This is a genomic window from Bacillus testis (genome assembly GCF_001243895.1).
Classification (GTDB): Bacteria; Bacillota; Bacilli; order Bacillales; family DSM-1321; genus Bacillus_AD; species Bacillus_AD testis.
On sequence record NZ_LN851186.1, the window covers coordinates 40,432 to 66,067 of the forward strand.

General features: G+C 42.8%; 21 protein-coding genes and 2 pseudogenes. 7 read left to right on the forward strand and 16 right to left on the reverse strand.

Features of this window, described 5'->3' with window-relative positions; genetic code table 11:
* Positions 1–19: 19 nt before the first annotated feature.
* From BN1765_RS00710 to BN1765_RS00730, 5 genes are all read right to left on the reverse strand, one after another.
* Positions 20–655 (reverse strand): response regulator, encoded by a 636-nt coding sequence (locus tag BN1765_RS00710; protein WP_050616639.1) that lies wholly within the window; start codon positions 653–655, stop codon positions 20–22.
* Positions 645–1,682, reverse strand: a complete 1,038-nt coding sequence (locus BN1765_RS00715) for a sensor histidine kinase (RefSeq protein ID WP_050613412.1) — start codon at positions 1,680–1,682, stop codon at positions 645–647. The genes BN1765_RS00710 and BN1765_RS00715 overlap by 11 nt, the downstream gene beginning before the upstream one ends.
* Positions 1,679–2,410: a cell wall-active antibiotics response protein LiaF gene (gene liaF, locus BN1765_RS00720; protein ID WP_050613413.1), complete on the reverse strand. Its 732-nt coding sequence runs from the start codon at positions 2,408–2,410 to the stop codon at positions 1,679–1,681. The genes BN1765_RS00715 and liaF overlap by 4 nt, the downstream gene beginning before the upstream one ends.
* 130 nt (positions 2,411–2,540) lie before the next feature.
* Entirely contained in the window at positions 2,541–3,188 is a 648-nt protein-coding gene (locus BN1765_RS00725; protein WP_050613414.1) for a PspA/IM30 family protein, read from the reverse strand.
* Between the two features lie 397 nt (positions 3,189–3,585).
* Positions 3,586–3,936, reverse strand: a complete 351-nt coding sequence (locus BN1765_RS00730; protein ID WP_050613415.1) for a lmo0954 family membrane protein — start codon at positions 3,934–3,936, stop codon at positions 3,586–3,588.
* A gap of 202 nt (positions 3,937–4,138) precedes the next feature.
* On the opposite strand from BN1765_RS00730, the gene BN1765_RS00735 reads away from it, so the two are divergent.
* Positions 4,139–4,600 carry a hypothetical protein gene (locus BN1765_RS00735; RefSeq protein WP_147554129.1) on the forward strand — a complete coding sequence of 154 codons (462 nt, stop codon included), beginning with the start codon at positions 4,139–4,141 and terminating at the stop codon, positions 4,598–4,600.
* 550 nt (positions 4,601–5,150) lie between these two features.
* On the opposite strand, the gene BN1765_RS00740 is transcribed toward BN1765_RS00735, so the two are convergent.
* Together BN1765_RS00740 and purU are read right to left on the reverse strand one after the other, a co-directional pair.
* Positions 5,151–5,741: a histidine phosphatase family protein gene (locus tag BN1765_RS00740; protein WP_069203054.1), complete on the reverse strand. Its 591-nt coding sequence runs from the start codon at positions 5,739–5,741 to the stop codon at positions 5,151–5,153.
* Between the two features lie 25 nt (positions 5,742–5,766).
* Entirely contained in the window at positions 5,767–6,666 is a 900-nt protein-coding gene (purU, locus tag BN1765_RS00745) for a formyltetrahydrofolate deformylase (RefSeq protein WP_050613418.1), read from the reverse strand.
* A gap of 410 nt (positions 6,667–7,076) precedes the next feature.
* Here purU and BN1765_RS00750 point away from each other — a divergent pair, with 410 nt between their 5' ends.
* Entirely contained in the window at positions 7,077–7,925 is an 849-nt protein-coding gene (locus tag BN1765_RS00750) for a DegV family protein (protein ID WP_050613419.1), read from the forward strand.
* Between the two features lie 302 nt (positions 7,926–8,227).
* Positions 8,228–9,892: a glutamine--tRNA ligase/YqeY domain fusion protein gene (locus BN1765_RS00755; protein WP_050613420.1), complete on the forward strand. Its 1,665-nt coding sequence runs from the start codon at positions 8,228–8,230 to the stop codon at positions 9,890–9,892.
* 49 nt (positions 9,893–9,941) lie between these two features.
* Here the strand turns inward: BN1765_RS00755 and BN1765_RS00760 are convergent, their stop codons facing one another.
* Positions 9,942–12,452, reverse strand: a complete 2,511-nt coding sequence (locus BN1765_RS00760; RefSeq protein WP_050613421.1) for an NEW3 domain-containing protein — start codon at positions 12,450–12,452, stop codon at positions 9,942–9,944.
* 394 nt (positions 12,453–12,846) lie between these two features.
* Between BN1765_RS00760 and BN1765_RS00765 the strand changes: the two genes are divergently transcribed.
* Complete coding sequence (locus BN1765_RS00765) at positions 12,847–13,284, forward strand: GNAT family N-acetyltransferase (protein WP_050613422.1); 438 nt, start codon at positions 12,847–12,849, stop codon at positions 13,282–13,284.
* Positions 13,285–13,495: 211 nt separating this feature from the next.
* Here BN1765_RS00765 and BN1765_RS00770 read toward each other — a convergent pair whose 3' ends face one another.
* Entirely contained in the window at positions 13,496–14,458 is a 963-nt protein-coding gene (locus BN1765_RS00770) for a DNA/RNA non-specific endonuclease (protein ID WP_050613423.1), read from the reverse strand.
* Between the two features lie 241 nt (positions 14,459–14,699).
* A complete protein-coding gene (locus BN1765_RS00775; protein ID WP_050613424.1) occupies positions 14,700–15,410 on the reverse strand; it encodes a CPBP family intramembrane glutamic endopeptidase in 711 nt (236 codons plus the stop codon).
* Between the two features lie 200 nt (positions 15,411–15,610).
* On the opposite strand from BN1765_RS00775, the gene BN1765_RS00780 reads away from it, so the two are divergent.
* The gene (locus tag BN1765_RS00780) at positions 15,611–16,087 is read left to right on the forward strand and encodes a GNAT family N-acetyltransferase (RefSeq protein ID WP_050613425.1); all 477 of its coding nucleotides are present in this window, start codon (positions 15,611–15,613) and stop codon (positions 16,085–16,087) included.
* Between the two features lie 160 nt (positions 16,088–16,247).
* On the opposite strand, the gene BN1765_RS00785 is transcribed toward BN1765_RS00780, so the two are convergent.
* Positions 16,248–17,483, reverse strand: coding sequence for an IS110 family RNA-guided transposase (locus BN1765_RS00785; protein WP_050613426.1), 1,236 nt, complete (start codon positions 17,481–17,483; stop codon positions 16,248–16,250).
* 696 nt (positions 17,484–18,179) lie between these two features.
* Here BN1765_RS00785 and BN1765_RS19400 point away from each other — a divergent pair.
* Positions 18,180–18,374, forward strand: a pseudogene (locus BN1765_RS19400) (cold-shock protein); the annotation flags it as partial.
* Positions 18,338–18,536: pseudogene (locus tag BN1765_RS20640) on the forward strand (hypothetical protein); the annotation flags it as partial. The pseudogenes BN1765_RS19400 and BN1765_RS20640, both read left to right, overlap by 37 nt.
* A 183-nt stretch (positions 18,537–18,719) precedes the next feature.
* Here the strand turns inward: BN1765_RS20640 and BN1765_RS00795 are convergent.
* The 5 genes from BN1765_RS00795 to BN1765_RS00820 all read right to left on the reverse strand — a co-directional run bounded on the left by BN1765_RS00795 (position 18,720) and on the right by BN1765_RS00820 (position 25,604).
* A protein-coding gene (locus BN1765_RS00795; RefSeq protein WP_147554130.1) for an IS3 family transposase occupies positions 18,720–19,843 on the reverse strand; the annotation gives its coding sequence in 2 pieces (ribosomal slippage) (positions 18,720–19,597 and positions 19,597–19,843; 1,125 coding nt in all).
* 318 nt (positions 19,844–20,161) lie between these two features.
* A complete protein-coding gene (locus tag BN1765_RS00805) occupies positions 20,162–21,103 on the reverse strand; it encodes an N-acetylglucosamine kinase (protein WP_050613430.1) in 942 nt (313 codons plus the stop codon).
* Positions 21,090–22,616, reverse strand: a complete 1,527-nt coding sequence (gene argH, locus BN1765_RS00810) for an argininosuccinate lyase (RefSeq protein ID WP_050613431.1) — start codon at positions 22,614–22,616, stop codon at positions 21,090–21,092. The genes BN1765_RS00805 and argH overlap by 14 nt, the downstream gene beginning before the upstream one ends.
* 90 nt (positions 22,617–22,706) lie before the next feature.
* Positions 22,707–24,431, reverse strand: a complete 1,725-nt coding sequence (locus tag BN1765_RS00815; protein ID WP_050613432.1) for an ABC transporter permease — start codon at positions 24,429–24,431, stop codon at positions 22,707–22,709.
* 102 nt (positions 24,432–24,533) lie between these two features.
* Positions 24,534–25,604, reverse strand: coding sequence for an ABC transporter ATP-binding protein (locus BN1765_RS00820; RefSeq protein WP_050613433.1), 1,071 nt, complete (start codon positions 25,602–25,604; stop codon positions 24,534–24,536).
* Positions 25,605–25,636 lie beyond the last annotated feature (32 nt).

The following is a 25,636-nucleotide window of genomic DNA, read 5'->3' on the forward strand; positions in this document are numbered from 1 at the left end:
CATAAAAAGCATGGGCCTGTTACTTCACAAGCTCATGTTTAAAGGCATAAATGACCGCCTGTGTCCGGTCCTGCACCTGCAATTTGCTCAAAATATTGGATACATGCACTTTCACCGTCTTCAGGGCGATAAATAATTCATCGGCGATTTCCTGGTTGCTCTTCCCCTCTGTCATCAAGAGAAGGATTTCCATTTCCCTGTTGGTCAATTCTTCATACAGCTCACTTTGCTTTGGCTTCCTCATGCGCTGCATCATTTTACCTGTCACTTCCGGTTCCAAAACAGACTGTCCGTGGTAAGTTGCCCGGACAGCATCCGCGATTTCGCTTGCTTTGGATGTTTTCAGCATATAGCTGGTCGCTCCGGCCTCAAGAGCTGGATAGACCTTCTCATCTTCCAGGAAACTGGTGACAATGATGATTTTTGCTTCAGGCCATTGTTCAATGATCTTCCTTGTCGCCTCGATGCCGTCCATTTCCTTCATGACCAAGTCCATAAGGATGATATCAGGCTTTAGCTCAAGCGCTTTTTCGACACCTTCCCCGCCATCCGATGCTTCTCCGACTACCTCGATATCAGGCTGTGAGGAAAGATACGCGGATACCCCGATTCGCACCATTTCATGATCATCTACAAATAAGACTCTAATTCCCATTTTCATCATCCTTTGCTAATACAGGAACCTTGACCTCCAAGCGGGTTCCCTTGTTCAGTACACTTGCTATTTTCAAGGTCCCTCCCACTTCAAGAGCCCGTTCGTGCATATTCTGCAAACCGTAAGATCCGGCTTTTGATGCCTGGACATTAAAGCCGACGCCATCATCCGATATAATCATGATAATGGTGTCCTCCCGCTCGAACAATCGCACTTCCACCGTTTCAGCCTTGGAATGGCGGAGAGTATTGGAGAGGGCCTCCTGGACAATGCGGAAAAGCTGGTCTTCCACCCCTTTATCCATTTGGACGTCCTCCACTTTCCAGGTGATTTTCATCGGCACTTTTTGCAATAATTCCATCAACAGTTCTTCCATTCCTTCTTTTAGGGACTTGCCTTTCAAAGGCACGGGCCGCAAATGAAGGAGAAGCGCGCGCATTTCCAATTGCGATTGATGGATCATCTCCTCGACAAGCTGAAGCTGCCTTGTGTTCTGGCCATTGGATGGATTTTCGTTGATCGCCGACATAAGCATGCTCGCGGCAAACAATTGTTGGCTGACCGAATCATGCAGCTCCCTTGCTAATCGATTACGCTCCTGTGAAACAATTTCCTGGATGCGTTTTTCCTGCTCCTCTGTGCGTTCATTCGATAACTTTTGGGAAACCGTGATTTGCTCCGTCACATGTTGCTGCAGTTTATTCATCTTTTCATATACGTTTGAAATTTCCTCGATGTTTTTGTCATTGGAGACAAAAGGTTTGCCTATGCTCATATCTGCAATTTTGCCGCTAATTTCACTTAACTGTTTATGCCAGCCATAGCCGACAAAGGCTCCCGTGACAGCCCCGATGAGGATGCCAACGGCCGGAAAGCCCACGATAAACGGCACATCAAAAAATTCCTTCTCCCATAGTTCGCGGAGCGTTTTTACAGGATACACATACAAAAAGATGCCCAAAAACAACAAGGAGAGACAAAACGAATAGAGCATCCCGAGCAGAACCTGCCGCTGCATAATGTTCATATCCGTCTCACCTCTAAGTTCCCCACCAGCGTGGTCGTAATAATCTTCACTTTTTGCGGAGCTTCCTCATAGTTATTCGTATAATACATCACACTCTGGTTCAGCAGCCGCTGTTCACGGTTGCCGAGCAGCGTCAATGAACCCGCTAAAGCCGAATGGACAACCTTTACCTCCACTTCATACGGCACATAGACTTTAATGCCGCCGATCACATTGCGGATGGCAATCGTCGCTTCTCCTTTAGGCAAAACCGTATTGCTCAGATCAATAATGATATCGCCGATGCCGCTTTGGATATCGATATCTTCCCATTCATATACCTGGTCAGGTGTCATCTGCCCGCCAATCAAAGTGTTCTTGAATAACAGAGGTTTGGAATGGAGGGTTTCTGGAGAGGCCGTGCCTTTTTCCTCATAGTTAGGCGTATAGATCTCCGGTTTTTTCTTCGATTGAAAAAATTTATAGACCATAGCGGTCAGCAAGCCGATCAACAGCAATTTAAATGTCAGCATATTGGAAATGGTCACCAGTAAACTGATGCCGCCAATGATAGCTGCCATCTTTCCGATCATTCGGTGCCATTTTTTCCGGCCAAAATAAATGAGGATACCAGAAACAGCAAATGAAAAGAGGAGACCTTGATCAAAAAAAGTAATTTCAATTAATAGGACTACAATCGCAAAAGCGGCTATCCATCTGATTAGGTCTGTCTTCGATTGATGCATCATGCGGCCTCCCCCTTTCAATAATACTGAAACATGCTTGCTCTTCGTTTATATAAATGATTCACCGTTTATTTAGTATGTATGGAAAAGGCGCAGCGTTATACTGCACCTTTTCTAGAATACCATGACTATGTTATGAAATTAAGCCACTTTCCTGATTTTTTGCCTGTTTTTCTAACTCGGCAATGCGGGCATCGATTGTGCTGCGCATATAATCTTCATTCACTTTGTTTTCAAGCTTGGATAAATATTGATCCATTTCATCAAAACGTTTCGTTGCTTGGTCGCCGGAATGCTCATTTCCCAACACATGGTCCATTTTGCGGTTTGCCTTTGCCACGTTCTCACGGCCCATGATTTCCATACGGCGAAGCTGCATATCTTTCAGTTTATGTTTCATATCCATATACTTTTTCTCCAACTTATTCAATTGGATATCAGCATTCCGAATGGCTTCTTCCAAGCGTGCTGCACGCTCTTCGTAATGATTTTTCTCAGCAAGCGCGAAGTCATAGAGTTCCACCTCGCCCGCTTTAGAGGCAACCTCTACCTGATAAGCCCGCTTTTCGGCCATTTGCTTCGCTTCCTCGTATTCACGGGTAAACTCCTCTTTCAATAAATATTGGCGCTCGACCAGTGTTTTTACTTTTTCCGTCTGCTGTTCAGATTCACGCAAGTACTGATTCAACAAAGCAATTGGATTTTTCTTTTCCTTTTGGTCCATTAAATCGTTCAATTCGGCTGATACGGTATATTTAATGCGTGAAAATAAGTTTGACATAATGGTTTCTCTCCTTTAAATGATTTTTAAGATTCTCTTTTTGGATCCGGATTCGGTTTGTATGGAGCTAAATGGGCCCTTCCGCTTTTCTTTTTTGATCTAGCTGCAGTCCTCCAGCTCCTAGCAAACTTCGCATTTCTCTCTTCAATAAGTCAACATCGGTTCGTTCCTCACCGTGTTTCCTTTATTTCGAAGAGAAACACTCCAGTTTGTACGGAGCTAAACGGAGGTCTTCCGCTTTTCTTGGTGTCTAGCTCCAATGACCAGGGACTAGCAAACTTCACTTTTTTCTCTACGATAAGTCATCATCAGATCGCTTTGCTCTCTGTGATTCCTTTATCTCAAGAAAAACGCTCCAGTTTGTACGTCCCTAAACGGTCATTTCCGCTTTTCTTTTTTACTTATTTAGTTTTGCCCATTCTGTTTCGAAGTTGTTGAAAGGATCATCGTTGTTTGTTGTTTGTGTGGGATGGACTTTGTTGCTGTTCCATTTTTTATAGACAACATATAGGACATACGCTGCGATCAGTCCGATTAGGGATGGGAAGTTAGAGATTGCTGCTCCTGCAAATGCCAGGGCGATTAATCCCCAAATGATTTTAGCCACCGTACTGCTCGCTTTCATGAATTCTTTAACTACCAAGTATCCAAGTACCAATGTTATAGCTAGCGCGATCATCGGGCCCACATTCGCCAATAGAATGACCGCTGCGATCCCTCCGACTATAAGCAATCCGAGTTTTTTCATCGATCGCTCCTCCTTTCTTGTCTCTATCTTAGCTTTTATCTGAATTCTTTATAATCGACTTCGGCTATATTTTACGGTAAGACTTGGGTCTTACTGAGGCTAAACCTTTCTGCCGGCCCTTGGTATATCAACGGTCAGAAGGTGCGGCCCATACAAATGTGCCTGTTGCCTATGGTATAGTGGTTTGATAAAGGGGGAAGAAATGATGGGATACTATTTAGCTGCTGATTTGAAGGAATTGCCTGATGAAGAGCCTTTTCGCCACTGGGTTCCTTTGTTGGCCTATTTCTTGAAGGATTGCGACACAGTGGAAATACGCGTTTGGCGGGAAGAAGCCGACCTGATTGCTGAAATGAAGCGTTCGCTTCCCACATTCCGCTTTCGCCCTGAAGGATCTGAAATGTCTGCGATAGGACCACTGTCAGAGCATGTGGTCCACTATTTATGCGAGGATTACCTGGCTGAGGATGAATTAGAGCTGTTGGCAGATGAAAAAGTGAAATGGTTCACGGTCAATCTGATGCAAGGCAAGAAAAACCTTTTTCATATTAGCCACAATGGAGGAGACATTTACGTGCCTGCTGTTTCAACAAAAGAGATAGACTTCATCCGTTCAACGATTCCTCCCGCCTCTTCTATGCTGATTCAAAAAAACAGAAAGTGACGAAGCTTCAACTGTGTCTGTTCTATTGAAAAAGTAGGCATCACGGACGCGTTGCCGTATAATGAAAGAAACAAGAAAACCCCCATCGTGTTGCCGCACGATAGAGGCCAACATGGGTTTGAGCCGTACAAGGGGACAGCACTTCCACTGTGTATCCGCTTCCTATCAGACTATGGAAGCGGGTTTATTTTTTTTGATTAAATGACAGAATTGTTATGACTAGCCCTGCAAAAGTGACAGAGAACATTAATGTCTCAAATACTGTCAAGGTATCACCTCCTCCTGATGCGTCCCCTTATAGGCCCTATCCCTTTGTTCATCTATCATACCACAAATACGAACAAACGTTCCTAAAAACTAGTAAATAAGCCTATTGTATGATAGATGGAATATAAAGTGAAATGTTGATTGGCGAGGTTTTCAGGCATTCTTTGACCACCTTTCATTCTTACTGGCACTTAATCACCTATTTGTACTTCTTCACTTCCTTCACACGTTGAAACAGGATAAAAAAAGAATCCCACACATTTAATATGAGATTCCCTGAGTTTTATTTGATGGCCCACTCATATACCGAACAGGCCCAATTGCCGTCTCCATGCTTTCCGACAGGCTGCCAGCCGTTCTTTCTTAATTCTTTTGCAATCATCCGGTTGAAAAAGCCATGCCCCACTACAGCTACATTCCCTGATGAAGCAAGTGCGGCCAGGTGTTGGGCTATGCTTTGGCTGCGGCATTTGGCTTGCTTGAATGACTCTTCCTTCCCGCTGTAACCGGCAATCCAAGCCAGCCGCATGATCACATTCCAACGATTAGTACCCATCCTGCAACCGAAAAAGGAGAATGCAGGAGAAGGAATGCGTACTTCACGCAATCGACTGTCACGTTGCACGTTTGCCTGCGGATGCAAATAAGCGGCTGACTCTACGGCTCGTTTCAGGTCGCTGCTTATTAGAACGTCTGCCTGCAACAATGCCTCCCTGCTCTCGGACGCCATCTCCTCCGGCAGCTGGATGCCTTTGCGGTCGTAATCGTCCAGCCATGCAGCATACTGCCTGGCATCTGCTTTTTTCAAGGGAGAACAGCTGGATTCCCCGTGCCTGATTAAAGATATTGTGCCGGGTAATTGCCTCTTTTCCATATCAATCACAATCTTGGCTCCTTCCCTAAAAAACGATCGTTTTATTCTTTACGACAATCACCCGGTCCTCTAGATGCCATTTAACCGCTTTCGCCAACACCCTCCTTTCGATGGAACGGCCGATCTTTTTCAAAGAATCCACATGATTGCGATGGTCCACCCTTTCTATATCCTGTTCGATGATCGGGCCTTCATCCAAGTCGTTCGTCACATAATGGGACGTGGCGCCAATGAGCTTCACGCCGCGCTCATACGCTCTTTCATACGGCCTTGCCCCCACAAATGCCGGCAAGAAAGAATGGTGGATATTGATGATGCTGTTCGGGTACTGCTCTACAAATTTCGGTGTCAAAACCTGCATGTAGCGTGCAAGGACGATGACTTCTATTTGGTGTTCCCGCAGGAGGTCCAACTGCTGCTGTTCCACCTGGCTACGGATTTCCTTATTGGCCGGCAGATAATAGAAAGGGATGCCCAAAGGCTCGACAAGATCTTTCGCATCCGGATGATTCGAAATGACCATGGCAATATCGGCCAGCAAATCTCCGCTTTGGTATTCCCACAGCAGCTCTAAAAGACAATGGGCTTCCTTTGACACAAAAATGGCCATCCTCTTCAAATGGGAGATGCGGCGAAAGGAAAAATCCATGCCGAAACGTTCGGCTATCCGGGAAAAATCCTCTTTTAAGGAAAATAGCCGATTGCTCAACTGCCGCAATTCAAATTCCATCCGCAGAAAGAAAGTCCCGCCATCCGGGTCTGAACTGTATTGGTTTGATTCCACTATATTGGCCCCATGGGAAAAAAGAAAAGCGGATACCGCAGAAACAATTCCCGGCTGGTCCGGGCATTTAATCAACAGCACCGCCCTATTTCGATATTGGTGCTGAAATGCCTTTAATTGTTGCTGCACCATCTCATTCATCCATATCCCCGCCTTCGCTTTTAGTTATACATTATACCGTTACCAAGTATCATTTTGTATATATTCCAAATATTCAACTAAATTAGTTTTTATATCCATAACGCACAGAATAAAAGCTGCTCTAGAGTCTTACGTATTGAAACTTTGCCAAAATAGCGTTCTCTATTGCAGGCAAAAATCTTATTAACGTTTCATATTCGCTTTTTCAGGGTAAGAATCCTTTGACAAATCCTCTCACAATTTGTCCTTTATTTTTATGCTTTTCTTTATATACACCATAGAGAACTTGCCTTAAATCAAGTACAATAGAGGTAAGTACATTTTAGTTAGGTATGATATTAACATCAAAACAAAAAATAGTAAGTATCAGCACAACCTATCGGAAAATAACACAAAAAGGAAAGAAACAAATGAGTAAAAAAATTGCATGGGTAACGGACAGTACTGCATACATTCCTGAAGATTTGAAGAACCATCCTGACTTGTATGTGGTCCCGCTGAGTATCACATTCAGCTCCGGAACATATGAAGACGGGATCGATTTATCAACGGACCGATTATATAGCAGTATCAAGGAAGACCAAGAAATTCCCAAAACCTCTCAGCCTCCTGTCGGCAAGTTCGCAGAGCTTTTCGAGAGCTTTAAGGGAAAATATGATGCAGCCATTGCTGTCCATATTTCTGCTGATTTAAGCGGCACATTATCAAGCTGCCGGGCAGGCGGCGAAATGGCCGGATTTCCTGTGGAGGTCGTGGATTCCAAGGCGATGGCCATCGCGATCACTCGTCTTATTTGGCTAGGGATGGAACTGAACGAACAAAATATGGATGTACCGGAGATTGCCGAAACGCTCAGAAAAGACGCTTATAAAATCGAGAACTATATGGTCCTCGGCAACCTAGACCAATTCTATAAAGGCGGCCGGATGTCAGGCACGCAATATCTGCTTGGCAACCTACTGAAAATCAAACCGATCATCCGGATTATTGACGGCAAATTCGAGTTATTCGAAAAGGTCCGTTCCGAGAAAAAAGCAGCAAAACGGATGTTGGAGCTTTTCCATAAGGCCTATCAAAGAAACCCGATTCCTAGAATTTTCATTATGCACGGCAATGTACCTGATAAAGCGAATGAATATAAAGAAGAATTGCTGCGGACCTATCCCGGCATAGAAGTTATTATTTCCGAGCTGAGTGCCACTGTCTCCGTACACTCAGGCGAAGGCACCATTGTAATCGCCTGGGCAAATGAAGAATAATCATTCAAGAAAGCCTTTCTTGGTATACACTTTTATGCCGGGAAAGGTTTTCTTTATTCCATTCTGATGATTGGTGAGGATGAAAGAGCTCCCCACCAATCAAAGTTTCACTTTATATGGCCTTTCTTTCCGGCAACAGCCCATATTAGAAAAGTCCCTTTTTTTGTGGTATATTAACTCGTAAACTCTAAAAGGCAAAGCCAGGACTCGTGCTTGGCACCCGCCCATATACATACTTTGTAAAAAGCGTGTTTCTTCTATATAATTTAAATAATACTTCAGAACGAAAGAGGTTGAATATATTGAGTGAACATACACCTAACGCTTCTAATTTTATCAAGACGATCGTAAGTGAAGATTTGAAAAGCGGCAAGTATGATGAAATCATTACTCGCTTCCCGCCTGAACCCAATGGATATCTGCATATCGGCCATGCCAAAAGTATTGTCCTGAATTTCGGTCTTGCCGACGAATTCGGCGGAAAAACAAATCTTCGTTTCGATGATACCAATCCGCTGAAGGAAGACCAAGAGTACGTGGACAGTATCAAGGAAGATGTAGAATGGCTTGGATATGAATGGGACAACCTGTTCTTCGCCTCTAATTATTTCGATATCATGCATGATAAAGCGGTCTTGTTGATCAAAAAAGGACTGGCTTATGTGGATGACCTGTCTGCAGATGAAATCCGTGAGTACCGCGGCACATTGACTGAACCAGGCAAAGAGAGCCCTTACCGCAACCGTACAGTCGAAGAAAACCTAGAACTCTTCAAGCAAATGAAGGAAGGCAAATTCGCAAACGGCGAGAAAGTGCTTCGTGCCAAAATCGATATGAGCTCGCCTAATATTAATCTGCGCGACCCTGTCATTTACCGTGTGGCACATAGCACACACCATAACACGGGAGATAAATGGTGCATCTACCCAATGTACGCTTTCGCCCATCCATTAGAAGATGCAATCGAAGGTGTGACCCATTCCATTTGTACGCTTGAGTTCGAGGATCAACGCCCTCTATATGACTGGGTAGTTGAAAAATGCGAAATGGAGCATACCCCGCATCAATATGAATTCGGCCGCCTGAATTTGACTGACACGGTCATGAGTAAGCGGAAGCTGAAGCAATTGGTCGACGAGCATATCGTTGACGGCTGGGACGATCCGCGTATGCCGACAATCTCCGGATTGCGCCGCCGTGGATACACACCGGAAAGCATCCGTACTTTCTGCCGCGAAATCGGCGTCAGCAAATCATCCGGCGTGGTGGATGTCCAAATGCTTGAACACTTTGTACGCGAAGACCTTAAGCTGAAAGCCCCACGTACAATGGGTATTGTGAAGCCGCTGAAGGTTGTCATCACTAACTACCCAGAAGGACAAGTGGAAATGCTTGAAGCAGAAAACAATCCAGAGAACGAAGAAATGGGTACGCGCCAAATTCCGTTCTCCCGTGAAATCTATATCGAACAAGATGATTTCATGGAAAATCCGCCGAAGAAATACTTCCGCCTGTTCCCAGGCAATGAAGTACGCTTGAAGCACGCTTATTTCATCAAATGTGAAGAAGTCATCAAAGACGAGAATGGCAACGTTATCGAAATTCATTGTACGTACGATCCGGAAACAAAAAGCGGTACGGGCTTCACAGGCCGCAAAGTGAAAGGTACGCTTCACTGGGTTGAGGCTTCACAAGCTGTCCCAGCCGAGTTCCGTATCTTTAATCCATTGCTGAAGAGCGATGAAGAATCAGAGGAAGCTTCAGAAAAGACATTCCTTGAGCAAATCAACCCGAATTCACTTGAAATCCACCAAGGCTATGTTGAACCGAATATGAAAGATGCAAAAGCAGGAGACAAATTCCAATTCTTCCGCCATGGCTATTTCAATGTGGATCCAAAACTTTCGAAAGAAGACCATCTGGTTTTCAACTTGATTGTTTCATTGAAGAGCTCCTTTAAACTGTAAAAGTGCTAAAAAGCTCCGTCACAAAATGTGACGGAGCTTTTTGTATGGCTTATTTTCCATTGGTCCCGTAGCTGATGAGATTGGCAAATATTCGATATGCGCCTGGGACTTGGTCCTGGATTTGTCTGTAGAAAACCAAACTTGTGTAGATATACGTCCCTTTGCCATAATCGGCTTTCAAGATGCCGCTGTCAAACGGCTCTTCTCCCGGATCACCCATTCTGACCATCGTTTCATAGTGAGAATCCCACGCCATCGGGAAATATAATCCTCTCTCTTGGATCCAGCCATCCCAGTCCTTTTCGGTTATTGCGTTCGGATAGTTGAACAGCTGGCTTTCGGGATGAAGCATAGTGACTTTCGCCTGTTCATCGGTCACTCTATACTCGATGGAAGGGTTCCCTATCTTCAATCTGTAAGGAGCTGATGCATTCTCATCCCAAGCGTCGCCCGGCTTATGGTATTGCATGACGACATGGCCGCCATTTTTCACATAGTCCAATAACCGTTTATTATTTGCTACTAAATCCTTGCGGGAAAGATAGGCGCGAATGCCGACAATGATGGAATCATATTGTGCCAAATCTGCTGTTGGCAGTTCACTTTCACTGATTTTTTCAATCGTGAATCCTGCTTCTTTCAGCGAATCAGCCACTGTATCAAAGCCGCTATCGATATAGCCCACCTTTAACCCTTTTGGCACCGTTAAGGGAAATGCACTGATTTTTAAAGAACTGTCTTTCAGTTGATAGAGCTTCCCTATATGGTCATAATTGATTTCTTGAATATTGGTTGTGAATAGCTTCCCGTCCATCTTGGCTTGCGCTGACACATTCACCGTTCCCTCTTTAACCGTATCCGGCGGTGTCACTTTGAAGGTAAGCTGTTTCTCTTTCAGCTTGCCGTTAAAAGAGACGTTTTGGATGCCAGGTTCCGATTTCCATCCTTGTGGGGTATTCAATGATACGGCTGCCTGGCCTCCTTTCTCCGCGTAATTCTTCACGTTTACTTGGACGGAGATCGGCTGCCCTAATGCCTGTGTATTCAGCATGGTGCTTTCCGGAGACATTTCCACACTTACCTCGGGCAATACCGCAAAGGTTCCTTCCAGCTGATGATTATGGATATTTTGGATGCCATTCAGTGTGTAGGCCACCTCAGCCGATACGGCAGGTTCTTGGTATGGATGGTAATAGGCTGCATCTTTTGGAATACCCACGCTGACGGTTGTTTGGAATGATTCTCCCGGTTTCAAAGCTTTTACCGAGATTTCCTTCGGTTGTTTCCACCCTTGTGGCACCTTTAGCGCAACCTTTGTCTCCTTCAGATTCTCTTTTCCGTTATTGACCAGCTTCACTTCTGCTTTCCGGGTGCTTCCCCGGTTTGCCATATCACTGTCAAAGTGTACAGTGATATCTAGGTTCGCTGCCTCATAGCTGGCCTCTGACAGTTGATCCAGCTTTATAGCCAGTTTGTTTTCCAGATTCACCTTCAGATCTGCATCCAGCTTTGCGCTTTTAATCTGTTTAAGAATGGCGTTGATTTCCTTCATGGCTGTATGCGATTCTTTCGCAATCTTGGTTGTATGAGGGTAAGCGTCCACTATACGGTCCAACCGTTTCTGCACATTCTGCAATGCTACTTTTAACTTTGGTTGACTGCTTGGCAAGCGGCCGGCCCACTCAGCCAGATTATAAGGAATGCCTTTAAAAAGCGAATCAGACGGGGTTTGCTGAACTGATTTTGCCAGCTCTAAATACACCTTTCTTGGTTCAGCAGGAATCTTTGAACCCATCCCTTGGCTTTTATGAAGGAATCTGGACTCTTCTCCCAACTGAGGATAAGTCATCTGGTAAACGGGGTCAACCATGCCAATTTCCAAGCTCGTTGTGGCCGTTTCCTTTGATTCAGCGCTCAAATATAATTTCTTAATCTGCCAAGTTGTGAGGCCTTCCCGCAGCTGTTCGGGAAAAACAGCAGGATCTGCGGCATCCTTGAACGCTCTTTCACTTAAAATCGTCATCGTGCGGTGGTGGCCGTGCTGCGTGCGGTCATTCCGGAATGAAGGCATGACGATATCGGGCTTATAGGTCCTGATAAAGCGAATAAGCCTTTCATACGTTAGCTGTTCTCCCCATTTCGCCAATGTTTCTTCCGGCGTTTTGCTGAAGCCAAAATCGTAGATTGGATCAGACGTTGTCTGGCTCAAATGATAGGCCTTTACCCCTGTAACTTTGGCAGCAGCCTTCATTTCATAGGTTCTGATAATTCCTAATCCGTTCCCAAGCTCTTTGCCGATTTCATTTTGGCCGCCTTCTCCCCTATTGGCGATTAAACTTGCCGTTTTGACACCTAAGCCTCTTGAAAGATAGGCCAGCAAATCGCTCCTTTCGTCATCAGGATGGGCACCGGTATTCAAAAAAGTAACCGTTGTTTCTAACGGTTTGACTGCATTCCATAAAGCAACTTCATCGATTTCATTCTTTTCTGCCTTCACAAAGGGAGGAATCGCATATGCCATCAATAAAAACGCAAGAAAAAAAATCAATGCCTTTTTCATCCATACACAACCTTTCCTGTTTTGTTTGGAAAAAGAAAACCATTGTCCGCGACCAAGAAACAAATTTTGCAAATCGCCCTTATGCTTTCTTTTGATTATATACCTATCACACATATAAAAAGGATATATTTTACATTTTTCTTTCTTTTTTAAAGTAAAATGAAGCTTTAGTCTTAGAACCCTTTCAAAAGCCAGATACCGTTTAAATCGCTCTTTTACATGGCTAAAAAACCGGTTACCTACAGATCGCCTAAGAACTAACTGCCAATTTGACGGCTCTGATGCTAAAGGGGCAGATTAGCGGAAGAAGGATTTCTTTTTTTAGGATCGAAAAGAATATAAACCAGGCTCTAATTGTCACCTAAAAAGGATATGAAAGGATTGTACTCAATTAATGGATATAAAAAAACCAAATGATTTGGAACTTAAAAGGGTTTTATCGCTTTCTCCACAAGCTGTATTTGATGGTACGTTAGGTGAAGTAAGACCCACTAATCAAAAAATTGAACAACTTATCGAACCCCTCTTAGAGAAAGGAAACTATTACTTAATTGCAATAGAAAATGATCAATTAATGGGTTGGATTCTAATAGGGACAAGTAAAGATCAATTTACCGATAAGATAAATGGATTTATTTATGAACTATTTGTTTTAGAAGAATTTAGAGGAAAAGGAATTTCAAAAATGTTACTGAGAACAGGTATTGATTATCTGAAACAAGATGGATATTCAGAAGTCCGTCTAAGTGTATTTGCAGGAAATCAAGCAATTAAACTGTATGAAAAGTTAGGATTTAACATCAGAACAATTACAATGAGTTTGCCACTATAAATAACTCTAAATCTACACTAACGGGAGCTTTACTCCAATATCTAGGGCTGTAATCAGCACTTTTTTTATTTAACGATCGGGCAGTTTAACGGAAGAAAGAAATAGAGACAATATGAAGAAAACTAAAAATCGCAATTAACACACAAATAAGCTTGGGATATCCCAAGCTTAAGGTTATTGAATATGTGGTCTTACCCAAGGTTTTAGGCGCTTATTCACCTACCATACCGTCATGATCGTTATCTCGCATATAAGGGTATAACCAATGGTCTCTCGTTATCGGCATACTGTAACCTGCGTCTTTTGCTTCTTGAATCGTCACTTGTCCGTCACCGTTCGTATCGACACTAGAAAGATCATTCTTGTTTGAATTCGTTTTGTTTGAATTCGTTGAAGAACTAGAAGGTTTGCTGCCTGTCAAACCCAGTGATTCGTTGACTTTATCAGGGTTGACGTTTTCAAATGTATCAACAACCTTGTTGCCCATTAACGTATAGGTGTACTGATAACGTGAAGGAATCTGCGTTTCCGTATTCGGATAGGTAATGATTGCTTCAAATTGAGTGGCTCCGCCTGCCTTGCGAATTGCATCTTCCATGTAAGCCTGATCTCCGTGTCGGTTGAGTGTGCTATTTTGTGGGGTGATATTATAAGCATTCGATACCCCTCCAAGCGAATCAGCAATGATATGCCCTTCATCTAAATCGCCTCTTTCGACACCAGGAACTTTCGCTTCATCATGGTAGTATCTGCCAGACGATAAGACAGGTTCGTTACGGTCATCTTGTAAAACAATTTCATCTGCAATGACGCGCACCAGCTGCCCGTATTTATTCGTAAATGCCCAGTATTCACGGTCGCCAAAGCCAATGTCGACGACGACATTTGGTTCGCGATGGCCAGACAAATTACCGCCATCAACTTCGATCAGTTTGTATCCTGAAAACCGTTCATCATTTGGTTGAGTTGGTGTTTTTTCTGCTGCTACTTCATCAACAACCGCAGTGTTAGTTTCTTTTTTTTCTTCTTTTTTGCTGTTTTCCGTTTTATTAACGTTTGTTACTTCTTGTGAATCTATTTTTCCATCTGTCATGGATGCATCTTCTACATTCGTACAACCAACTATAAAGAAAATCATTAAAAGTAAGGCTAAATAGTTTATTTTCTTTTTCATTTTCAGACTCCTCATCATAACTTTATAACATGTAATATTTTATCACATAATTTTATTTGCTTTTTCTCCATACCCTTCGCCAGATCATAGACGTACAAATTCACAGTCTCTTAACGAACGTGGCAGGTTACTCTATAAGTCTTTATATCACATATGAAAAAGGACTCCAAAGAAAAGGAAGTCCTCACTTGTCAAATAATAAAAATGTCCTAAGTGTGGTAACATAATACTTACTAATCATTCATCGTACGATAAGCAACAATAGATAAGGAATCAAGTTATTAAAACTATGAGCTACAACGGAGGCTTCTAAACGATTCGTCTTTATATAAACCAAACCAAGGCTAAAACCTATTGAACTATATATGATCATACCAATTAAGGTGAAACTCGTAACAACGTGCATTCCGCCAAATAATAAAGAACTAATTATGAGACCTACATATTTATGTTGAGAGAATATATGTCCAATAATAATCTTACGGAAGAAAAATTCTTCTATAATGGGAGCAAGTATGGTGATATGAAAAAACGCTATATAGCTAGTACGCATCATTTCTTCTACGGCATCCTGATTTCGTGAAGTAAATTCCAAATTAAAGTCGAAAAAGAAACTAATAATTATGAGAAAAACTGCTGCTATCATTTTTCCTCCTAAAAAAACAAATACAGCATAAAGAAAGTCTTTTCCTTTCACTTTTGGCTTTCTCCACTGAAATAAAGAAGTTTTCTGATAGAGAACACTGATGTATGCTAATATTATTAGTAATAAAAGGATATTAATGACTAGAACCATCATAGAATTAAGATGATATTCTCCAAAAGATACATCCTTTTCTGGCCCTGCTTCTAACAAGTAAAGAATAAATTTCATTCCATAAGGTACAAAAATAAAGATAAGTAGATATGTAACAAAAACCCATATGTATTTGTTCTGGATGAATTTCCTCAAAATCACAACTCCCTTTAATTCTGAATAATACAATTTTATCAAAATAATTTCCCATTAACTAGAAAATAAGTAAATATTCGATTGGAAAGCTAGGCTTTTATGCGGCTAAAGGGTAGGTTAGCGGAAGAATTATCTTCTACTTACTTTAATTTACAAAACATATGTTCTTATCGTATTATGAAATTAAGGGGGAATGACAAATGGATAAAACTGATTATTTAGAGTTAGTTTACTTTTCGGATGAATATAGTGATATTTTGGATTCTTTTGAACTTCCTAAAGAGCAAGTTCAATTTACTTCGTTACCAGGCAATTATAAAGAAGTAACAGAAGGGCAGTATCGGATTGTTATACTTAATGATAGAGAACCAGTTGGTTTCTTTTTATTACACGCAACTGACAGAGTGAAGGACTATTCGGATAATCCGCAGGCTATGTTGCTAACAGCATTATCAATTAATCAAGTCAAACAAGGAAAAGGCTACGCTAAGCAAGCTATGTTATTACTAAGGAAATTCGTTGCTGATGAATTCCCCGACTGTAATGAAATTGTTTTAGCTGTTAATCATAAAAATATAGCTGCTCAAAAACTGTATCTAAAAGTTGGATTTCAAGATACAGGAATTAGAAAAGTGGGCATAATCGGTGAACAGTACATTATGAATTTAAAGTTATAAAATACATATTTTATTGTTCTTAATCAATTAAACCAGCTAATAGTTTGTCAATCATTTCACTCAAAAATATAATGTACGCATGTTATACTGAAAATAAGGCATGACAAATAAACTTCCTCCAACAAAATGGAAGTTACTTGAAGATGTGTGAAATTTTATTTTAAGCAATATCTTGGAAGGATGTTTTGGTTTTCAAAAGAGCGTAAATCCAATGTAAAAGCTTGTTTGCACAGGCAATAATGGATACCCGATAAGGCTTTCCTTCATCACGTTTTTTATCGTAAAACTCACGTAATCTCTTATTTCGAGGGATGAGTTCTTTGGTCGTTCGGGTTTTACGGGCATCTCGAATGGCGCAACGAACAGCTGTGAATAAGGCATGCCGAAGCCTGCTGGAACCTCGTTTGGTGATTCGATTTTTTGTACCTTTAAAGGTACCCGACTCGAATACACTAGGGTCAATTCCTGCAAAGGCAACCAATTTCTTAGAGTGATTAAACCGATCTATTTCCCCAATTTCAGAAATAATCGTTGCCGCGATTTTTTCGCCGATACCAGGAATGGATTGGATAATCTTATATTCTTCTATATTTTTTGCTAAAGCATCTATCTCTTCTTCAAGTTTGGATAGATGCTTTTTATATTCCAGAAGAATTTCAATAAGCATCTCTAAACTAATCAGATGGCTGTGGTACAGGGTCTGCTGAAATGGATTTCGATTAGCTGCTTGTATGAGCTTATTCGCCTGATTACTGGCCCATTTCTGAGATCGGCTCTTGCACAGTTCATGAATCTTCACGGTAAGGGTCTCTTCACCAGCTGCCAACACTTCTTTAGAGGTTGGAAAGGCTGATAAAGTACGCAAAGAGACATCCGAATACAATTCCCCAAACACGCCTACATACTCAGGAAACACTTGATCCAGCACAGATTGAAATTGTAACTTCGCTTGGACAAACATACCCGTCAAATTCTCGTGCTGTCTCGTCAGATTACGCAAGTTTAAAAGCTGAATGCCACGCTTTTTATAGGGCTCTAAATCCTCTTTGTAATACAGCTCGCAGAGGTGATGGGCATCTATTATATCTGTTTTGACTTTACGTAAACTCGAACTTTTCGCTTTGTATGAAATAAGAGGATTCACAATGATTAACAGGTATCCTCTTTTCTCGAAATACTGGACGACAGGCAGATGATAATGCCCCGTAGACTCCAAAACAATGGGTGGCTGTGAGCCTGATCGTTCTTCCACTTCTTTGATAAAGGCGTGTAATTCCTGTAATCCATCCAGTGTATGTGCGACTTTAAAGCTCTTTTTGTAGGGTTTCTTTTTCTCCAAGAATGCTTGAACCTGACTTTCTCCTTTTGCGACATCCAGACCAATGACTGGATTCATGATATCTCCTCCTCATCCATGAATTAGCTGGTAACCCCTAAATGGCTCCTTATAGTGTCATAGCTTCGCTTGTTATACGAGATCTAAGTCCCAACCAGCTTCAATCATGTTTCTATAAGTAGGGGGCGAACGGTTTAGTTGTCGGGATTGAATCCCACAGGGGCGGTCGTTCTACCCCAGCTACCATTAGTATTCTAGAACCTAAATAAAAAGGTCAACCAATAACATTGGCTAACCTTATAATACGAAACAGGGGCGTTGATCATAAGGATTAATGCCTTTTTATGTTGAACTTCTTAATGAAGTAAAGGGCAGGTTAGCATAAAAAGCTTTTACGTCATTTGCTAATACTAAATAAAGAATTAACAATGTATTGAAATAAAGACAAGACCGTTTTAAATGATCTATATGATTGAAATTAATCAGCCTTTTTTTTTAATATTTCTAGATATTCTTCGAAGTTATCGTTGAATCTGTACAGTTCGTTAATTATGCCACCGTTAGAATCGGAGATGTTTGACTCTCTTATGGCGTTAGCGAGATTGTTTATTGAGAACGAAACCGTAATGATTAGAATTATTAATACAATCATTAAGCCACGAAATTGATTTTGATTCAATTAACATACCTCCTTCTATTTGTTACATAATACAAAAAATACCATTTTTATGATTAACTAAATGATTTAAAGAAGAAAAAGGCTATGGTCATATTATGCTTGACGGCGAGGATGGAAACCATATTGTTGTTCATTTTAGTGAGATTTCACCTGATAATAAAAGGTTTCTGGATGGATACAAATTTCTTAAACAGGGTCAAAAAGTAACCTTTGATTTAGTTGTAAACCCAAAATTACGGATCAATCAAAAATCCGTTTTTCAGCATGGTTGATTGTAGCGATTTTAATCGTCCGATTGATGGCTATTCTTGGCGTGACGGTATTCTTTGACGCTTCAGGGGCTTAAGGATGCGATTATAGATTCGATTGCCGTCGTAATCTATGTCGCCCTTATCATACTGGGCACAAGAATGAAGAAAAAGCAGTTAACATAAAGTTGTACTGTTTTATCCTCTTTGGATTTTTTATCTAAGGGGGTGTTTCGTTGTAACACAGTGTAAACTGAACTTATAAAAATAAGTGAAATGATATATGAGAAATCCACTTAAACCAATAGGTTCATTAACTCAATAAAAACCATAATAAAGGACCACCCATTTTGGAATGGTAACACTAAACTAGACACTTTTTTTAAGGTGTGTTTCTTTAAATTGAACGGGACTTAAATATCCCAATGTTTCGTGAATTCTGAAATGGTTAAACCAATGGACATAATCATATAGTTCAGAACGTAACTGTTCGAGTGTTTCAAATGTTCGTCCTCTCACAAACTCTGTTTTTAAGATTTTGTAAGTCGCTTCTGCCACTGCGTTATCATAGGGACATCCTTTCATACTTAATGACCGCTTAATTTCAAAAGTTTCAAGCGTTTCATCCAAATGCTTATTTTTGAATTCGCTGCCTCGGTCTGTATGAAATAAGGTGATCAATCGCAGATCATGTTGCACAGTAGACAGTGCTTTACTCACCAGTTTGGCATCTTTTTTCGGTCCTACACTGTGTCCAATCAACTCACGGTTATATAAATCAATCAATAAGCAGATATAGTTCCAGGAATCCTTGACACGTACATACGTCAGGTCACTGACAACGACAGCCAGTTCTTCTTGTTGGTGAAAGCTCCGATCTAACTCGTTACCCACTTTTTCTTCGTTACATTGGGCTTTATGGGGTTTGAACTGGGCTAATGTATAAGACGATATCAATCCTTCTTCCTTCATAATCCGTCCGATTCGGCGGCGGGACACACGATGGTCTTGCTTTTTCAATTCAATCTTAATCTTGCGCGCTCCATAGTTCTGGCGGCTTTTCTGAAAGATTTCAATGATCAGTGACCGAATACGCTCTTCCTGCTGATTATCCTGTATTTTCGCTTCATAATAATAAGAAGAACGGGAAATGTTGAGGACGATGCACATTGCTGATACCGAGTATTTGTGACGGTTATTTCGAATCACTTTTACTTTCGTCCCATGATCAGCGCGGCTTGCTTTAAAATGTCATTTTCCATTTGTAGCTGTTTCAGTTCTTTGCGTATCTTCATTAATTCAGTTTGTTCAGGTGTACGATTGTCTGCTTCCTTAAAGGAACCAGCCGTTCTGCTTTGCTTCACCCACTTATCTAGGGCAGACGGGGTCAGCTCATATTCAGCGATAATCTCTTTTCGTGGTTTTCCATTCTCATATAGTAATACAATTTGTTTCTTGAAATCTTCGGTAAATGTTCGTCTCGATCTGGTCATATACAACGCTCCTTAACTGAATAGGTAATGGCAGACTTGTTAAATAGAGTGTTCACACCGTCACTTGACATGGAGCCTCTACTGGCATGGCTGAAAAGCCAGACTGCCAGTTTATCAAACTGGCAAGCCACGTCAGGCTACCATGCCAGAACCTCCATATAAAGTGACTAGTACAGCTTTTTCCATCTTATAAGGAAGCTATACTCAAAATGAGGATTTTGTCCGCCACACCTTAATTTTTTTGTCCAGTTAAGTGTTGCCTATCCATTTTGATATATCTAATATGCGTGGCCCTCTTATATCAACTACTTAAAATAATTACAATAAACCCCTTTGGATAATATAGTGGATCGGCTGCTCTTTATTTTCTATGAAATAAGCTTCTGGCCTTTTGGCGGACATGCGGTCTTTCAACTGTTTCCGGATGTATTCATTGTGCTGGAGTACACCACCCTGCAGGATGATCGGAAAAGGCTGGCCTCGTAATTGCGCCTTATTTATGGCAGCATCCGCAAGCAACATCAGTTCTTCGGCTGCTCTTTCCAGGATATTCTTGCTGACTGCATCATTATCCTTGCAGGCGATCTCGACATGCTTTGCCAGCCTGGCGACTTCATCCACTGAATCATTTCCGCTATAGATCCAATCATATAATTGGTCTGTCCGGCAGAAGCCGAAATGATGCAGGATCAACTCAGGGAGAATGGAGGGCTGCCGTTCACGGCCGTCCGCTATTCTGAACACGGCTCTGATGGCTTCCATGCCGATCCAATGGCCGCTCCCCTCATCTCCGGCCCGGTGTCCCCATCCTCCTGACCGTACAACCGTTCCGCTGCCATCATGGGCGCATGCGATCGATCCTGTTCCAGCTATCAACAGAACACCGGGCTGATGGCCCGTAGCCCCAAGCAAGGCGGATACACAATCATTCTCTATATGCAGTTCTTGGATAGTAATCGGCAGTTCCGCCAACGCCTCCTGCACAAGAGCTTTAACCTGTTTTTCATCCTCCTCGGTATCGATCCCTGCTAATGCGAACACAGCCTTCTTTATGGCTATTATTTCTCTAGATGCATGCGGGAGAACCCCGCTTACTGCTGTAAGCAAGGCTTGTTTGGCTGCGTACGCCCCTACTGCTTGGTAATTCGATGCATTCGCGATGCTTTCCTGTAAAATATGTCCCTGTCCGTCTGTTACAACCGCTGCTGTTTTTGTTCCTCCGCCGTCTATGGCAAGCAAAGGAATCTCATTTGGTTTCATGCTCCGACATCCAATCCTTTAATATATGGTCTATTTCTGATTTTGCCTGTCTCATTGTTTCTTTCTTGGCTTTGAACCAAGTGATATATGCGTGCTGTTCCTTCTTCTTCACCGCTATATGCCGGTCCATGATCAACGGGCTTGGTCCCCCTGCCAATGTTCGGACTTTGACGAAGTGTTCGGGGCTCAATGATCGTTTAAACTGTTCCTCCGTCAAAGAAGACGGCTTGCCAACTAACAGGCGCATCTGCTGGTTAAGTAAATCCAGACTGAAATCCGCAAGCCGTTCCTTTCCCGCCTCCATTAGCTCCTTAATGGAAGCGCTGACAACCTGGTGGGCTTGCCTGAAAGATAATTGGTCCTGCCGAACAAGCGTGTCAGCCAGTTCTGTGACGTTGGCGAAGCTTTCTTCCGCCCTTGCCAGCAATTGCTTGCGGTTGATTTCCATCGTCGCCAAGACACAAGCGAGCAGATGGTAGATCCCCTGGAGTTTTTCAATGCCGCGCCACAGATAGGGCTGCAAATCGTCCTCTGTATCCACAATATCACCGAAAGGCGTATTATGCACCATCATCAAAGCAGTCTGCATGTCGCCATTAATGCTCGATAGGAGAGCCCTCATATGCTCCATGCTGACCGGATTGCGTTTTTGCGGCATAATCGAGCTGATCTGGACATAAGGGGCCGCCAGTTTGATGGCATTGAATTCCTGCATGCCCCATAGCAAAAAATCCTGGATGGACCGGCCTGTATGCAAAGCAGCCAGTTGGACGGCAGCTGCGGTTTCTGTTATATAATCCGCACCCGCCACCGCATCCCAGGAGTTGTCGATCATTTCCTGGAAACCCAGCAATTTTTGGACGCGTTCACGATTGATCTTAAAGCCGGATGTAGTCAGTGCTGCTGCACCCATGCTACTTCGATCAACCGTGGCATATGCGGCACACAATCGGTCCATATCCCTGCGTAAACTATCGGCCATGGCACTGAAATAGTGGGCGAGCGTAGTGGGTTGAGCTTGCTGGGTATGCGTATAGCCAATCATGATTGTGCCCGTATGCTCCTCCATGAGGTCAATCAAAACACTCCTTAACGTGACGGCCTGCTCGATCAATCTTACTATTTTTTCTTTGAGGGTCATCCGATAGATGGCAATCCCCATGTCATTCCTGCTACGGGCGATGTGTAGGTTCCCTCCGGCATCACCCGCTTTGGCCAGCAACTCATGCTCAAGCTGAAAAAACAGATCCTCGAATTTAGGATTGTAAAAGCTTGATTGGATGACGTCCTTCTTGATGGTTCCAAGCGCTCTGACAATCTTGACGGCATCCTCTTTTTTCATTAAGTTCTCTTCCACCAGCATAATCAGATGAGCATAATCGATGTGAAGCATATGGTCGACGAAATGGCGCTTTGCTTCATTGTATGCCGGCTCCAGTACCATTTTCACATACGAATTGGACGGGAAGGCAACGCCATCGAACTCTTGGATTAATTCTTTGAGTGTCTTCACTGACAACAGCACTCCTTCGTTTTAATTGAAGCGTGTTATACGGCCTTTATTTCTGTTTCCCGCCATGCGCTCAAGACAACTAAGCCTTATTTAAATCGCCGTGCCGGCTTTGTCTCCTGTGAGTTTTTGGGAAATGAACAGAACAACAATGATGAGCACCACTTGCAGCACGCCATAGGCACAGGCGGTTCCGAATTGGTTGGCGTACATCTTTTGGAAAATCGCCACGGACAACGGCATCGTAGAGGTGCTGTAAATAAGAATCGACGCTACAAATTCACCGATTCCTTCTACAAAAGCCAATAAGGTTCCGGCCAGGATGCCTGTCAGCGCCAATGGGAAAACGATTCTCCGGAATGTATACCACCAAGAAGCTCCTAAACTTCTCGCCGCTTCTTCCACTGAATGGTCCATTTGGATCAACGATGCTGAGGTCGAACGGAAAATGAGCGGCAAATGCCTAATGAAATAAGCAAGCGGAAGAATCCAGAAAGTCCCGATCAGCACTTGATTGAAACTGAATATAGAAGGCTCACTGAACGCAGCGATTAAATTAACTGCTACCACAGTTCCCGGCAAGGCCCATGGAATCATGATCAGGATATCCATCACCATCTTGCCCTTGAATTTGGTCCGTACAATAGCATATGCAGCCGCAACGCCAAAAAGTATATTTCCGACCGTCGCGACAAAACTCATCTGCAGACTGTTCCATATAGGCCGCCATGTCCGTTCATCCGTAAATAGGGCGATATAATGATCGAATGTATAAGTAGGAGGTAAGACTTGCGTTCGCCAATCCCCGTCCACTGAAAAGGAAACCAGGACCAACACAAGAATTGGCAGAAGCAAAATCACGACGCCAATCACGGAAAGGACCATACTCAAATACTTAATGGCAGGCCTTCTGATTTCTGTCCTATGAATGGCGATCCCTTTGCTCTGGTTCTGGAAATTCCGCCTTGTCTGGTACCATCTCATGATAATTAAAAAAGAGATGGAAACAATGGATAGAACGGTAGACTGAGTGGCGGCCATATCCAGATTTCCGTTTGTACGCGACAGATAAATCTGCATCGTCATGGTCCGCTCAACGCCAAAAATAAGCGGCGCTGTATAGGAAGCCATGGAGATCATGAAGACTAACAGAGCTGCGGCAATCATCGAAGGCGTCAGCATAGGCAATATGATTTTCCGCCAGATCCTGATTCTTCCGGCGCCTAAACTGGTTGCCGCCTCTTCCAGGGAAGGGTCAAGACCTTTGATGGCGGCAGAAGCGGTTAGATAAAAATAGGTGTACATCGTAAAGGTATGTACGACAATCACACCAACCAAACCATCCAGTGCAAATGGTACCTTTTCCAAATGGAATAGTGACTGTATAGCCCGGGGGATTATGCCGCTTTCACTATAAAGAAACGTAAACGATAACACCCCGATCAGCGGCGGCAGGGCCATAGGGACTAAGACTAGTACAGATAACAACTTTCTGCCCGGAAAGTCATACCGTTCTAACAAAAAAGCCATCGTAACACCGACAATGGCACAGGTCAGAACGCTCAACAAGGATATATAGACACTAGTCCATAAAGACTCCAGGTTAGCTATATTTTCTGTGCTGAAAAATTGACGATAATTAGCAAAGGACGTCGCCTGGCCATCGCTCATACTCTGCATGAACGTCTGATAAAAAGGATATATCACATACCCGAAAAGAATGAAGAACAAAGGGGCAATTAAGAGATAGATAAAATAAGAGGAAGAACTCAGTTTAGAGAATCTTCCTTCTTTTTCGGCAACCTTTTGCGTCTGCATAATTGAACACCTTCTTATCTATTGATAAATTTTGGAAGTAGTCGTTTTCATTCATCTTACGCCGATCATTACCTTCGTTCTTACTATTTGGAAACTTAACGTTTAGAAAGGGATAAAATAAATGGATTCCTCCGGAAAACGCAAAGAAATGCGGTCTCCTCTTTTGAAGGTTTGGCCTCCTTTATTAATAACAAGGACCTTCACTAACTGATTCCCCATTTTCACGACGTAATGGATGGACATCCCGGTGAATTCAACCAAATAAACTTCTCCTTCTACCGCATCATGGCCATCACTCTCTATGATTGCTTCGGGTCTGATTGAAAGACGGACCGTGTCGCCATTTTTGGCATCAATATGCGTGGCCGTGTGATTCAGGTCCCCCCGCAAGATAAAGTGGTCGCCGCATTTAACGGCAACAGTGGAGCCTTGCCGTTCCACAATCTTCCCTTCCAGGATATTGGATTCCCCTATAAAAGAAGCCACGAAGTGATTCACAGGTTTATTATAGATGTCTGACGGAGTGCCAACCTGCTGGACAACCCCCTCGTTCATAACCATAATCCGGTCTGACATGGACATCGCTTCCGTTTGGTCATGCGTCACATAAATGGTAGTCACACCAAGTTCCAGCTGCAGCCGTTTGATTTCCAGCCTGGTTTCTTCCCGAAGCTTGGCATCCAGATTTGATAGAGGCTCATCCAACAGCAGAATGTCCGGTTCGATGACCAATGCCCTGGCCAATGCAACCCTTTGCTGCTGGCCCCCGGATAATTCATTGATTTTCCTGTTTCCATACCCATCCAGGTGAACGAGCTTTTGTGCTTTTTCCACCTTTTCTTTGATGGTTTGTCTCGGGTACTTTCTCACCTCTAAACCGAAGGCGATGTTCTCAAAAACTGTCATATGGGGAAACAGGGCATAGTTCTGGAAGACCATCCCGATGTTCCGCTTATTCGGTTGTAAATGGGTTACCTTTCGATTATCGAAAAAAATCTCTCCTTTTGTCGGATAATAAAAACCGGCAATCATACGGAGCGTTGTCGTCTTGCCGCAGCCGCTTGGACCAAGGAACGTAAAGAATTCCCCCGGCCGTATGGCTATATCCACCTCTTCCACACCTCTCGCCGCACCAAATGTCTTGGTAACGTGATCCAATGTGACACTTTTCATCCATACCACCCCATTTTTATCTTTCAGCCTTA